16 protein-coding genes and 3 pseudogenes are annotated in these 13,313 nt (G+C 49.2%); 6 read left to right on the top strand and 13 right to left on the bottom strand.

From position 1 onward, the window contains the following. Positions 1-103: 103 nt before the first annotated feature. The 7 genes and pseudogenes from DW083_RS21190 to DW083_RS21220 form a co-directional block, all read right to left on the bottom strand. Positions 104-1,024 (bottom strand): annotated as a pseudogene (locus DW083_RS21190) (TraG family conjugative transposon ATPase); the annotation flags it as partial. After that, positions 1,021-1,347, bottom strand: coding sequence for a DUF4133 domain-containing protein (locus DW083_RS21195; protein ID WP_032558190.1), 327 nt, complete (start codon positions 1,345-1,347; stop codon positions 1,021-1,023). The pseudogene DW083_RS21190 and the gene DW083_RS21195, both read right to left, overlap by 4 nt. Positions 1,348-1,367: 20 nt before the next feature. Next, positions 1,368-1,670: a DUF4134 domain-containing protein gene (locus DW083_RS21200; RefSeq protein ID WP_004303800.1), complete on the bottom strand. Its 303-nt coding sequence runs from the start codon at positions 1,668-1,670 to the stop codon at positions 1,368-1,370. A gap of 145 nt (positions 1,671-1,815) precedes the next feature. Then, positions 1,816-2,554, bottom strand: a pseudogene (locus DW083_RS21205) (hypothetical protein). Continuing rightward, positions 2,551-2,970, bottom strand: coding sequence for a DUF3408 domain-containing protein (locus DW083_RS21210; protein WP_004295458.1), 420 nt, complete (start codon positions 2,968-2,970; stop codon positions 2,551-2,553). The pseudogene DW083_RS21205 and the gene DW083_RS21210 overlap by 4 nt, the downstream one beginning before the upstream one ends. A 41-nt stretch (positions 2,971-3,011) precedes the next feature. Continuing rightward, positions 3,012-3,434, bottom strand: coding sequence for a DUF3408 domain-containing protein (locus DW083_RS21215; protein WP_004295459.1), 423 nt, complete (start codon positions 3,432-3,434; stop codon positions 3,012-3,014). Between the two features lie 6 nt (positions 3,435-3,440). After that, positions 3,441-4,193: a ParA family protein gene (locus DW083_RS21220; RefSeq protein WP_007559008.1), complete on the bottom strand. Its 753-nt coding sequence runs from the start codon at positions 4,191-4,193 to the stop codon at positions 3,441-3,443. Between the two features lie 703 nt (positions 4,194-4,896). Between DW083_RS21220 and mobA the strand changes: the two genes are divergently transcribed. The 6 genes from mobA to DW083_RS21255 all read left to right on the top strand — a co-directional run bounded on the left by mobA (position 4,897) and on the right by DW083_RS21255 (position 9,712). Then, on the top strand, positions 4,897-5,319 hold the full coding sequence (mobA, locus tag DW083_RS21230; RefSeq protein WP_004295462.1) for a conjugal transfer protein MobA: 423 nt from the start codon (positions 4,897-4,899) through the stop codon (positions 5,317-5,319). Next, positions 5,313-6,458 (top strand): conjugal transfer protein MobB, encoded by a 1,146-nt coding sequence (gene mobB, locus DW083_RS21235; RefSeq protein WP_117929080.1) that lies wholly within the window; start codon positions 5,313-5,315, stop codon positions 6,456-6,458. The genes mobA and mobB overlap by 7 nt, the downstream gene beginning before the upstream one ends. A 37-nt stretch (positions 6,459-6,495) precedes the next feature. Then, positions 6,496-8,505, top strand: a complete 2,010-nt coding sequence (gene mobC / locus DW083_RS21240) for a conjugal transfer protein MobC (RefSeq protein ID WP_007662663.1) — start codon at positions 6,496-6,498, stop codon at positions 8,503-8,505. A 142-nt stretch (positions 8,506-8,647) separates the two neighbouring features. Continuing rightward, a complete protein-coding gene (locus tag DW083_RS21245; RefSeq protein ID WP_009123648.1) occupies positions 8,648-8,929 on the top strand; it encodes an Imm17 family immunity protein in 282 nt (93 codons plus the stop codon). Positions 8,930-8,933: 4 nt separating this feature from the next. Continuing rightward, complete coding sequence (locus DW083_RS21250) at positions 8,934-9,329, top strand: hypothetical protein (protein WP_004295258.1); 396 nt, start codon at positions 8,934-8,936, stop codon at positions 9,327-9,329. Beyond that, positions 9,326-9,712, top strand: a complete 387-nt coding sequence (locus DW083_RS21255) for a hypothetical protein (RefSeq protein ID WP_004319173.1) — start codon at positions 9,326-9,328, stop codon at positions 9,710-9,712. Before DW083_RS21250 ends, DW083_RS21255 begins: the two co-directional genes overlap by 4 nt. A gap of 28 nt (positions 9,713-9,740) precedes the next feature. Here the strand turns inward: DW083_RS21255 and DW083_RS21260 are convergent, their stop codons facing one another. The 6 genes and pseudogenes from DW083_RS21260 to DW083_RS23245 form a co-directional block, all read right to left on the bottom strand. Then, entirely contained in the window at positions 9,741-10,331 is a 591-nt protein-coding gene (locus DW083_RS21260) for a DUF4948 family protein (RefSeq protein ID WP_004295259.1), read from the bottom strand. 24 nt (positions 10,332-10,355) lie between these two features. Next, positions 10,356-11,306 (bottom strand): hypothetical protein, encoded by a 951-nt coding sequence (locus DW083_RS21265; protein ID WP_007662662.1) that lies wholly within the window; start codon positions 11,304-11,306, stop codon positions 10,356-10,358. Between the two features lie 59 nt (positions 11,307-11,365). Continuing rightward, on the bottom strand, positions 11,366-11,734 hold the full coding sequence (locus tag DW083_RS21270; protein WP_004295261.1) for an Imm44 family immunity protein: 369 nt from the start codon (positions 11,732-11,734) through the stop codon (positions 11,366-11,368). 66 nt (positions 11,735-11,800) lie between these two features. Further along, entirely contained in the window at positions 11,801-12,493 is a 693-nt protein-coding gene (locus DW083_RS21275) for a hypothetical protein (protein ID WP_141404821.1), read from the bottom strand. Between the two features lie 47 nt (positions 12,494-12,540). Then, positions 12,541-13,032: an Imm9 family immunity protein gene (gene imm9 / locus DW083_RS21280; RefSeq protein ID WP_004295321.1), complete on the bottom strand. Its 492-nt coding sequence runs from the start codon at positions 13,030-13,032 to the stop codon at positions 12,541-12,543. 51 nt (positions 13,033-13,083) lie between these two features. Then, positions 13,084-13,313, bottom strand: a pseudogene (locus DW083_RS23245) (hypothetical protein); the annotation flags it as partial.

The following is a 13,313-nucleotide window of genomic DNA, read 5'->3' on the forward strand; positions in this document are numbered from 1 at the left end:
TTTGATACAGTATATTACTATTGGTGCATCTGTCCATAGGCTACCGTTGACGAAACAACGGGTTAAATCTAAGTTTAACAATTACTTACACAGCGACGTATCGCACCCACTCCTTGTTTATCTGGTTCCCGCGGGAGTAGCGGGAAAGGGACTGCATGTTACGCGCACGTTTCTCGAACATACGCAGGTTTTCGTCGCTGTCTTCCAGGAACACGTACTGGTTGTAAAGGTGGTCGCAGGAAAGCAGAAGCCCCACGGGGGCCGCGAACGAGAGCAGGCAGTCCGAACGGTCGGTGGAAAGACGCTCGTAACGGGTGTCCGTACCCACGCGCCCCGGCAGGTCTTCCGTGTCCGAGAGCGTGTGCAGGCACACCCGTTTGTTACCCACGCGCAGAACCTCGGCCCCCAGCTCGATGTCCTGAAGAGAAGTCGTCTCCGAGAGCGAGAGGGAAAAGTACCGCTCCAGCAGGCCCGGACAATCCGCCGTACCCGTGATCTCGTCCCCCGTGAGGCGGACAAGGGTCAGGAAACCCGAATCGTTCAGAATACGCTCGAACTGTTCCGCCGCCTCCAGGAATTTTGTCGCCGATTCCCGGTTTACCTCTTTGGGAATGATGTTGCCCCGGCAGAGGGTCGAGAAGTCTGAACGCATGTGCATACGCTCCCTCGTCGTTTTCGTCAGGTAGAGGAAGCAGGCGTGGGTCAGGAACGGACGCTCGTTGAAATGCCGCTCGTAACTGCGGGAGAGGAAACTCATGTCCCCCTCGCCCGTGGCCGGGCGGTAACGCTCGCGGATGAACCAGTCCTGCTTGTGTACCACGCTGTATTCGGGCAAGACCTTCAGGGCCTTGCACCAGGCGGCGTGGATCGCCTCGTACTCGGCGGACGTGACGGTGAACAGCTCCGGGAGTTCGACCCGATAGGCGACCGTTATGTCCGCATCCTTGCTGATGATACAACCGCCTTCCACGGCCAGGAGCGGGAACTTGCTTTCCAGCGTGGTGGCTTTCAAGAGGTTTCTCATACGCGGCCCCCCTTTCTTTTCAGCAACCGGCGCAGGGACTTGCGGTTGAGCAGGTAGCGGGGATGCCGGCGCGCGGCGAGCAGCTTCATCAGCCCGTGTTCCCCGTAACGGGCGTTCAGGCGGAAGGTAAGCCAGACCAGCACCGAAGCCGCCGCAACGCCGAAAGCGATACATACCCACTGATCGACCCCTGCCATGTAGAGGATGACGAACACCACGAAGACGGCCAGCAGGCCGCCCGCGAAGATGAAGAGGTACTGCGCCTTCAGGCCCCGGAACTCCACGCTCTTGCCGATTCCCTTGTTGATTCCATATTCCATAATTATTTGCATGACAGGTTGGACTACAAGAAGAAAGAGCGTAGGATCGTCGCGGCGACAATCAGGAAAATACACGCGCCGAACCAGCTCGCGGCGGTCTTCGACGTGTCGGGGTCGCCGCTCGAAAACTTGTTATAGACCTTGATGCCCCCGATAAGGCCGACCACAGCCCCAATCGCGTAGATGAGCTTCGTTCCGGGATCGAAGTAGCTGGTTACCATGTTGGTAGCCTCCGTAATGCCGGCGATGCCGTTGCCCTGCGCGAAAGCGGAGGAGATGGCGGCAAAGAGAAATGCCGCCGGAAGAAGAATCTTGTTCTTTCTCATAACTCGATAATGTTTGAATTGTGGCGCGGGGATGGATAGGCCCCGCACCGGGTTAAACTTCTTGATTCGGATTTTTTCAGTGGTTCGCGGGTAACCTCATGCGCTACCCGTAGTCTTTTTCTTTCATCGTGATGTCATTATGGGGTTAAACAAACTCACGGACGTCGAAACCCGTGGGAACCGAACCCTGCGGAGATGGGCTTTCCGCAGACCTCTCGGACATACGCCGGTGAAAGGCCGAGAGGTAGGTGTCGATCAGGGATTTTACCCTGTCGTTCCCGTCGGGGCGGCCCGAAACGATGACCTCGAACATGTCGGTCTGTTTCAGGCCCAGGAGGACACGTCCCGTTTCCTCCCTTTGCTCGTCTGTTGAAGGTGGATCATGTACACGTGGCGGTAGCTTCGCCCATCTGTTCAAAACTAACCCCCTGGGCAAGCGAGCGGCCCAAAAGGGGCAGCTCTTCGGTGTCGTCTTCATCCTCGTCATAATCCGACTCCTCCGCGTCCGCATCCGGGAAAGATTCATCGTACAGCGGAAAGTCGATTTCCAGAGGTTCGTTAGGCTCCCCCTCGGGAGCGACACCGAACACTTCATCCAGGTCTTCCGGCGGAATCTGCCGGGGGTGTTCGGGTACATTCGTGGGCACAAATATATCGGCTTTTTCCGTAACTTTTTCAGTTTCAGATTCTACGGCAGCTTGTGGCCGGGAGTGGCGCGGGTCGAGGACAAAGCGGCTCCTGCCGATGATCTCCTGTCGGCAGGGAGTGTCTTCGGCAACGATCCCGTCTGCCGGTTCGTTGCGTTCCATCCGCCGCAGGCGGAAAAACGCCCACAAGGCATACCCCACGGCAAAGAGGGGCAGCAGCCACAACGCCCCGTTCATCGCTCCTCCGCTTTGGGTTGCCGGGAGGCCACGGCCTCACGCTCCTCGAAAAGCCGCTCGATGGTTTCCCGGTTATCGTCCAGGTGCGCCTTGAGAACCTTGTCCACGTAGGCCGTGATCGTCACGTCGCCACGACCGATGACACGGGTGATCTCGCGGATACGCTCGTGATACGACGGACGTATCTTCACGTGCTTGTTACCGGCGAAAGGCAGCCGCAGCAGGCAGATGTAACGGGCCAGGTACTCGGCCTCGGGGGTGGGGACAGTCCCCACGGCGACCTCCCCCGAAGGGCCGTCGGGGACGATAAGGGTTTTCATCCTGCGCCGGTAGCGGCACACGCGGAAGATGAAGGGCACGGCGACGCAAAGGACGGCCGCCAGGATAACAGATAAAATAATTGCTTTGTCTGACATGATGGATTGTTTTTAATAGGTTGTAAATATTGGGTTCATAACTAAAAAATATCGGAGTTCCGTTTCTTGTAGAGTTCCGAAATTTCCTCCTGATAGGTAGCGAAATGCTGCTCCAGCACATTGTCCAGGTAGCTATACAGCGAGAGTTCGTTCTTACCGATAACCTGCACTATCCGGGTTATACGCTCGTGAAACTCCTTGCGGATATACACCGTTTTGCCGCTTCGGGTATTGGAGGGGGCGTTCCGGATAAAAAGACGCTCGTAATCCTGGCCTTTCCCTCTTCGGCGGCGTCCCTCCTCTTTCGTAGCCGACGAGGAGGCGGCCTCGCCGGACGGTTCCGATAGAGCCGATGCCTCCTCCTCTTTTTCCGGCGTGTAAGGATGTAATGGCCGGTTTCGGCTTTTGGCCTGGCTGATGATGAAGGAAGCGTCCAAACCGTCGTCATGTTCTTTTCCGCTCATAAGATCCTACTTTAACAGTTCGATCAATTCATCCACGAGTTTATCCAGGTTGCTGCCCCGGATCAAAGAACGGTCTGCCGGGAAGAGCGTGGAGCGGAAGACAGAGCGACGGCTGGCGTTCTGCTCACGACGAAAACGCTTGGTGTCAGGCAGGAAGGTCTTCAGAACAGGAAGATCCAGCTCTTTCATTACCGCCTCGTAAACCTGATATAACTCTGTCTTTTCACGTCCGTCCACCATGTTCCATAGCATATACAGCCCTTTCATCCGGGACTTCTCGCGGCCCATGATATGCTCTTTTACCACAACCGCGTAATTCAGGGTGCTTTCCATGACAACCCGGTCGGCACTGATCGGGGCGACGAGATAATCCATTCCGGCCAGGGAATGAATCAGATCCTCGTTATTGATCGTACCGGGAAGGTCGAAGAACACATAATCGAAATCACCTTGCGGCAGGAGGTAGTCGGCATCGGCCAACGCCTCTTTCGTGTTGCTTTCCACGACGGGATAGGCTTTCTTTTGAAGCCGGGTGAATTGTTCGTAAGCTAACCTCTTGTAATGTTCGTCTTCGAGGGCAAGCTTCAGGTCACGTTCCCGCATCTCCACGATGGAGTGTTGGGGATAATCGCAGTCGATGACCGCGACATTGAAACCCTTTACATAGTGCAGGTAAGAAGCTGCCAGCACCGTGAGGGTGGTTTTACCCGCTCCGCCTTTCTGGGTGGAGAAGGCCACGAATTTCGTTTTCTCTTTCATTGTTCCATGCGTTTTTAGTTATACAATCGGGTAATCGTTCATCTCTTCACGTATCCGGGCAAGTGACGGCATGAGATTTTATGCAGGTATGCCGGCACGCATATATGCTGGTGCGCTGGCAGGCTGTTACGCCGGTATGCCGGTGCATGGGCGCGTGTCCGATTTTATACTCATGCGCAACCGCATTTGCTTATCCGGACAAAGACCCGCTTTTTCCTCTGCACACGGTGTTTTCTGCATCCGTCCGCACGTGTGCGGACAGGAGGATGTGTCATTGCCCGTATCCGTTCTCACGTGCAAAGTAAACCCTTAAAAACACGGGTTGTATGCTCTTTTTCCGCTATGGCCGCGTGTGGCATCAAAGTGGACGCAAGTGGCGTAATCACTTGTAGTACAAGCGATTGAATAGGTCGGTATCTTTGCCTCGTGAACGATCCCGACGCTAATGAAGCCGTCCTTGCCCCGTTTTACGGCGGCTCTTTCAATGTTCTGTCCGCGAGCGGGCAGAAGGTATTTGCAAAGGGCAAATAGCAAGCTGTGTTTTCTGCTGCACGATTCTCGTTTTGCAGCAGAAAACAGCTTGCCCGCAAGGGGGAGAAAGCACCTCCGGAGTCGGTGCTTTTCAGAAGGGCGGCAAGCCGCGAAGGGATCGGAATTTTCAGGAACCGGTGGGGCCCTGGCCTCTCCTTAAAATTTCGATGCGATGGAAAAGAACAGAAAGCCCCGAGGGGGCAAAGGGGGACGACCCGCGAAAAACGACCCGGCCGTTTACCGCTTTTCGGTAAACTTTTCAGCCGTGGAACATGCCCGTTTCCTCGACCTTTACGAGCAGTCCGGGCTATTGTCCAAAGCCGCTTTTATCAAAGCGAGAGTGTTCAACGAGGCGTTCCGGGTGGTAAAGACCGACCGGGGAACGCTCGAATACGTGGCGAAGCTGACCGCTTTCCACGCCCAATTCCGTGCCGTGGGAACGAATTACAACCAGGTGGTGAAGGAGCTGCACGCGCATTTTTCCGAGAAGAAAACACTCGCGCTGCTCTATAAACTGGAGAGAGCGACACGTGAACTGGCGGCCGTCGGGCAGCAGGTCGTGTCGCTCTCCGAAGAGTTCAAACAGCGATGGTAGCCAATATCACCACCGGAAAAGACGTGTACGGCGCGCTGGCGTACAACCAGGAGAAAGTCGATCGGGGCGACGGGAAGGTGCTGCTGACCCACATCGTGAGGGAGCCGGCGGATGGGCGCTTCAACGTGGCCGCGACGGCAGAAGACCTCCTGCGCTGGATGCCCTCGCACTACCGGACGGAAAAACCCGTCGTGCACGTGTCGCTCAACCCGGCTCCCGAAGACCGCCTCGACGACGGGCAACTCGCGGAGATAGCCGGGGCCTACATGGAGCGCATGGGCTGGGGAGGACAACCTTATATCGTATTCAAGCATACCGACATCGGACGGGAGCATATCCATATCGTGTCGGTGCAGGTGGCCCAGGACGGGCGCAAGATAAACGACAGCAGGCGCAACGAACGCAGCGTGGCCGTTACCGAGGAACTGGAACGGGAGTACGGACTGCATCCCGCCAAAGGGAGAAAGCGGGAGAAAGGGCAAGGGATCGTCCCCGCCGATTACACGCGGGGCGACCTGAAACGCCAGGTGGCAGCGGTAATAAAACCGGCCGTGGCGACATACCGCTTCCAGACCCTCGGCGAGTTCCGGGCATTGCTGTCCCTATATAATATAGGTATAGAGGAAGTCCGGGGAGAGCGGAACGGAACCCCCTACCGGGGATTGCTCTACACGCTGCTGGACGAGAACGGGGACAAGGCAGTGGCCGCGCCGCTCAAATCCTCACTGTTCGGTAAAGAGGTCGGGTATGACGGGCTGGAACGGCACATGGAGCGCAGCGCCGAACGGTTCGGGAAGGACGACACGAGGAGGCAAATCCGTGGCCGGGTCGATAAAGCGCTTCGGGGAGAACCCACGGAGGAAGAACTGCGCGAACGCCTGCGGGGAGCCCGGGTGGATCTCTACATACGACGCAACGAAAACGGCCGCATCGTGGGTGTGACCTTCATTGACCACGAAACACGGACGGTCGTGAACGGATCACGGCTGGGAAAGGCATACTCGGCCAACGCCTTCGAGCTGCGCTTCGGCGGAAAACGGAATCCCGGGGAAAACACGAGGGGCTTGTCCCCGAAACAAGCGCCTGCCGGACGGGACGGGCAACGGAAGCGGAATACCTCACGACGGAGGAAAGTATAACATCTCAATTATCATTCATTTATTAAATCTTACGGTTATGCAACAGGAAGACGACCTTCGGGGTCTTGCAAAAACAATGGATTTCATGCGGGCATTGAGTATCTTGTTCGTGGTTATCAACATCTACTGGTTCTGCTACGGGCAGATACGGGAATGGGGAATCAATATCGGCGTGGTCGATAGGATTCTGCTGAACTTCGACCGCACCGCGGGGCTGTTCCGGAATATACTATGGACGAAACTTTTCGCCGTCGTGTTCCTCGCCCTTTCATGCCTCGGGACAAAAGGAGTAAAAGAGGAGAAAATTACCTGGCGGAAAATCACGGCATCGCTGGCCACGGGAGGCGTGCTGTTCTTCTTCAACTGGTGGCTGCTGGACTTGCCGCTGACGGCAACGGCGAACGCGGCTTTCTACATACTGACCCTATCGGCCGGGTATATCTGCCTCTTGATGGGCGGCGTGTGGATGTCCCGCCTGCTGAAGAACAATCTCATGGATGACCCTTTCAACAACGAGAACGAATCATTCCAGCAGGAAACACGCCTGATCGAGAACGAGTACTCCATAAATCTGCCGACGAAATTTTACTATAACAAACAGTGGAACAACGGGTTCGCCAACGTCGTAAACCCGCAAAGGGCTTGCATCTGCATGGGAAGCCCGGGCAGCGGGAAGAGTTATTGTGTTGTAAACCAGTTTATTAAACAGCAAATCGAAAAGGGCTATACCCAATACATCTATGACTACAAGTTTCCCGATCTTTCGGAAATCGCCTACAACCACCTGCTGAATCACCAGAAAGGTTACAAGAAAATCCCGACTTTCTACGTCATAAATTTCGACGACCCGCGCCGCTCGCACCGCTGTAACCCCATTCACCCGGACTTCATGACCGATATTTCGGACGCCTACGAGAGCGCCTATACCATCATGCTCAACCTGAACCGAAGTTGGGTGCAGAAGCAGGGCGATTTTTTTGTGGAAAGCCCCATTATCCTTTTCGCGGCCGTGATCTGGTTCCTGCGCATCTACGACAACGGGCGGTATTGTACCTTCCCGCACGCCATCGAGTTCCTGAACAAGCGGTACGAGGATATTTTCCCGATTCTGACATCCTACCCGGAACTCGAAAACTACCTCAGCCCCTTTATGGATGCCTGGCTCGGAGGCGCTCAAGACCAGCTCCAGGGCCAGATAGCATCGGCCAAAATTCCGCTTTCCCGCATGATTTCGCCCCAGCTATATTGGGTCATGTCGGGCGATGACTTCACGCTCGACATCAATAACCCGGACGATCCCAAGATACTCTGCGTGGGGAACAATCCCGACAGGCAAAACATTTACGGAGCGGCTTTGGGATTGTATAATTCCCGGATTGTCAAGCTCATAAATAAGAAAGGCCAGCTCAAATCGGGCATCATCATCGACGAGCTGCCGACAATCTACTTCAAGGGACTCGACAACCTGATCGCCACGGCCAGAAGCAACAAGGTCGCCGTGCTGCTGTGCTTCCAGGATTTTTCACAGTTGAAGAGGGACTACGGGGACAAGGAGGCCGCCGTCGTGATGAACACGGTGGGCAACATCTTCTCCGGGCAGGTCGTAGGTGAAACGGCCAAAACACTCTCGGAACGGTTCGGTAAGGTATTGCAGAAGCGGCAGAGCATGACGTTGAGCCGCAGCGACAAATCGACATCCATATCCACGCAGCTGGACAGCCTGATCCCGGCCTCGAAGATCTCGACGCTCACGCAGGGAATGTTCGTCGGGGCCGTGGCGGACAATTTCGACGAACGTATCGAGCAGAAGATTTTCCACTGCGAGATTGTCGTGGACAACGAAAAAGTGAAAGCGGAAACGGCCCGGTACAAGAAGATACCACAAATTACCGACTTCACGGATGAGAATGGGACGGATCACATGAAACAGGTCGTGCAGGAAAACTACGAACGTATCAAGGCAGAGGCCGGCCGCATCGTCGCCGAGGAGCTGGAACGTATCAAGAACGACCCGGTGCTTTGCAAGCTCCTGCCGGAACAGAACTAAATGAACACAAACACCCTCCGTTACCTTAACGGGGGCTGTTTCCTGGTTTTATAACCGCACAGCTGGTGTTTTGGAGCATAAAGTAGTGATTATGTGAACGGAAAACATTATTTTTGTGTTCGGAATCCTTTTAATTATAAGTATGACAGTTACCGATATATACGAAGCAATGAACAGCAAGGCGGAAACGTTTTTCGAGTGGTTGCAGGCTCACCCGCAATACGGGTTGCTGTTTGGTGTCGGGTTGCTTGCCCTATGGCTTGCAGGGTTGCTGTTCCGTTGGAAATGGGCGTGTCATTGGCAGTTTAACAGCAAACTGTGGTTATTTGACGATTGCAAGCCTGAAACACGCCGCAGGGTTCAGATTGTGTTGGTCAGCGTTCTGATTATACTTATATTGGTTGGTTTCTTTGTATGGAGATAACGGTATGGAAAAGGACAATCGCAAATACCGGATCTGCTTCATCGACTATATGTGGTATGTAGCCGAGATATGGCACGAAAGGGAGCGTACCAATCTCAACGGACGTATGCTACTGTTTTGGTGCTGGCTCTTCGTCCTACTCATACCGCTTGGGTTTCCACCGATATTGCGCCTTTTCGGCTGGATGATTGGTTTGGCCATAGTGATTCCTCTCTGCTTTCTTCCCGATTTATTCTGCAAGCTACGCTATACAGCCGGACGGCGTGAAGCGCTCCGTGAACATTACGGGAAGATGAAACATCCCGGCAGGAAGCTCGCCAAAATAGTTCTTATCGCTATCGCCCTGATCGTGGCAAATGTAGCGCTGATGTTCCACCTCGGATTTATACATTGGGCATGATGAAACGGCAGGAGAATAAGCAACGGTTTTATCTCTGGGATTACCTCTGGTGGATGGGGGAGAAATGGAAGCAGGCAAGACGAACAGGCAGGGTCGATGGCGAAATGATGCTCTCGATTTATATCTTCGCTCTTTTGATATTCCCTATGATGACTGTTACTATCCGGCTTTTTCCAGGTGTGTCGGCATTGTTGCCATGTGTCGTTTTTAGCATTGTCACATTTGCCGTTATGTCGCTCGTCAGCAGGATTTACAAATGGCGAGGCAAAGCAGTGATGTCTCACTATGCCAAGTGCAGGTTTAACGAACTCCTTGCGGTTCTGTTATTTTTCCTTGCGATGGCCATTATCTGCTTTATGATGTATCTTCTTGACAAAAAGTGATACATACTTTGATACGGACTCCGGGCCGTTATATCGAATGGTCTAACTCGATGTACCAGTTTCCCTTGATGGGCTTGTAAAGCGTGGTGTCGTTGTACGTCCTGCGGTAGATCTCGTTCAGGTCGCCATGTTCGGTGATACGGATATTCCGACGGCTTCTCAATCCGGGATCGTAAACGAAACTCTTGGACGTTCCGGCATCCACGATGCCGTGGGAGTAGTACGGCATAACGAGGCTCACATATACCGAATCTGCCGTTCCCCATTCCCTGCGATCAACAAGGATAAAACCGCATCCAATCTCTGATAACAGGGAGTCGAGTAGGATTCGCTCCGGCTTCAACAGTCCATATACCGGGATGTCTTGTTCATCATTCGTTTCATGGGATGTATCGCTTTGCTCCATTGAATCAAGTATAATAACCTCTTCCGGAGAAAGCGGCGGGTAGTGAAAACTACCTTCTGAACTCTCTGCCATGATTTCGTACACCTTACGGAACGCCACCTCGTGCGTGGTGAAATGGCGTATCATTTCCTCGTCCGACGGCGGCATGGGAGGCTCTCCGCAGCTTACGGCAAGCAGGATTACAAATAACAGGATTATGACTGGTGTTCTCATTTTCTAATGTTTAATGTTCTGTGGCTAACCAATCTTGTTTAGGGAGTTGAGCCATTTGTTAATAGCATCCAATCTGTTATTCTGTTTAATGGTATCTTCATTTCTACATAATTTGATTTGCCGAATAACAGAGTTCTGCATAATTGAATCGGATTTGAAAAGCAGTTCTAAAACGGCTTCATAACATTTGGAATATCTGGACAATTCATCCAATATATTTGCGTCTTTTAGAATATACAGGTTGAAATTGTACACAAATGACTTGTAACTGAAAATCTCCGACTGTAATGCTGCTGCATCAAGACAAGTATAAAACAATTCCTTATCGTGCTGATATAGCCACATATAATCAGATGGGTTCAGGTTGTAGTGCAATAAAGTTTCCGAACGGACAAATGGAAGCCCCGTATTTGAGCCTACCAGATAACGGTATGTCTCATTGACTATTGACTCAACTATTTCAATGGATTCTGATTGTTTGTCCGATTCCCGTATTTCTGTAAATGTATCGGCAATAAGAACTTCCACATCCTGCGATTTGTAATATATACCGTTTTTTTGCCAGCGGAATCTACGGATATATTCTTCAGAAGTCGGACAACAGAACAGTAAAGTATTTAACAATCGGTTCAGATATATTCGCTTATCTGGAATATGACAACGGTGTAACCCTATTATGGAGCCATAAGCGTATAGCTTTCCAAACTCGTTTTCCTCCGAATTTGAATTTTTAGGCATGTAATACAACCGCACAATATTGGAAATGAAATAATATATATCAAGATATTTCAATGTATCAGCCGATTCTCCATATTTGTTAAGTAAATGCCGCTCCAGTTTCTCGCCATACCATAAGTAGCCATCGGGATTTATTTGAAACAACCGATGAAACTTAGGTCTTGATAATGAAAAGTTCTTGTTTCTACTTTTCATTCGTTCCAGTAAGGCGACAATAATTCTATTCGTTATATCCATAGCTGTAATGTTCAATAGCGTTCCGCTTTAAGCAGTAGTGCTGTTTGTTACTAACGAATTCATTCATTAATTGATGCTTTCATTTTTTCTACAATTACATCAATATATTGTTGTGGAATGTTTTTATTTTTATAGTTCTCAATAGCATCAAGAATACTTTGTTTCAATATCTCAACACATTGAGAATCATTTGCTGTTTCAAATTTATCAAATGGGAGTAGAATTTCCAATTCTATCCGATTACGTTTTTTCGAATATCGACTTAATGGATTTGTAGTAAATCCTTTTAAGCAGAATACATAGAAACTTAGTTCATTAATATATGAAATATCACATAGACAATCCATATATTCTATTACAGAGTTTCTTGCTTTACGAAACTTATCAGAAATACTATGTTCCAATTCACCTCCAATAAAAACTTTCATACAAATTTGTTATCGTTAGTAATGTTCGGCAGCGTTCCGCTTTTCAGTCGGATTGCTGTTTGTTAGTCATGTCCGACATTCAACTATATTTAAATTGTTATTCAATTTTCTCGTTTTGTTGATAAACAACTTTTCTTTTATTGCTTGTTCTAACTGTTTATTATTCCATATATTTATCTCATAAATCTGCGGGATAACACCTTGTTTAACTTGCAACAAAACCTCCCTTCTTCGCTTAGTTTCTTCAATTTGCACCGAAGTGACTCGGCTTGTAACAGAAAATAAAGAAGTGATAAAAGATTTCTTATCTATTACTTCAGAAAACAAATCTTGATTCTTCTTTAGATTAAAACAATATCCATAATCAAAATGATAAAAATCAGAAATGTTTTTTATCAATGAATATAAATTTTCCATATTCTGATTGTTTGTTTCAATTATCAGGTCTATCAATCCACAGCACTCCGGTTTGATTTGATTAAGCAATTCATTAGTATAAAACAAAGAAGTGCTTTCTTTTTTAGAAGCTGCGGATAAATAAACAATCTCCTTATTGTGTTGTGACAAATAATGGAAGAAACTATTTATTGTTTTCCACGCTCTACCCGAATAATTGATTTCGATATGACTTACGGATTCATTTAACCATGTAGCTGAAATATAATTATCGTAGGTAGTTAATAGTTTTCTAATGAAATCCATATCAAATAATATGACTTCATCAGAACTAATTACCTTATATAGTTTTATTATCTTCATTTCTGTTTTATAGTACATGACTAATGGTTTGCAGCGTTCCGCCTTATTCAGTCGGTAGTGCTGTTTGTTATAAACTCTTTTTTCTTTATTCTTTTGCCGTTACATGTAAAGCCATAAGTAAAAGCTGCATCTATGGCTTGTTTTGCACTCTCAAGAATATAATGATACAAATTATCATATTTACTAAAGCATGGAGAAAGAATGTAGAAGTTTTTAATATTTAAAGGAATATAAATCCCCGTCATATCGGATATTCCATAGCGTGCTTCCTCCAAATTTGGTACTGGTATGGAAATAGATATTTCAAACTCTTTATTAGATGGGAAACGTTTTGCCCGTTTGAAAATCCCAATCCCCCCATTAGTATTTCGAAGATTTATCTGTATGAGAAGTTTCCAATCTCCCAAATCATCTAAGTTGATTTGGTTATTGTAATCTTCCATATAACCATTCAACTCTCGGTAAATTGAGCGCAGTAAGTCCAATTCTCCAAGTTCGGGGATTTCACTACTTATTAAAACTGCATATTGATTATTCATACATTCATCCTTATATCCAGAGTTTATAATGTTTGGCAGCGTTCCGCTTATTCAGTCGGTTTGCTGTTTGTTAGTTTGAAAATTATTTGATTCTTCGAAATATCGTAATACATTCTTATACCATCTTCCACATTTATCATTTTGATAATAAGATATAGCGAGTTCTTTAGCTTTTTTCTCATTACCAGTGATATAATACATCGTAATTATCATAAGGATAGAATGATCTTTAGAATTCCACCAAATATAGTCTTTATTATTCTCAAAATCCATAAGTATAT

The organism is Parabacteroides sp. AF48-14 (assembly GCF_003477465.1).
Classification (GTDB): domain Bacteria; phylum Bacteroidota; class Bacteroidia; order Bacteroidales; family Tannerellaceae; genus Parabacteroides; species Parabacteroides acidifaciens.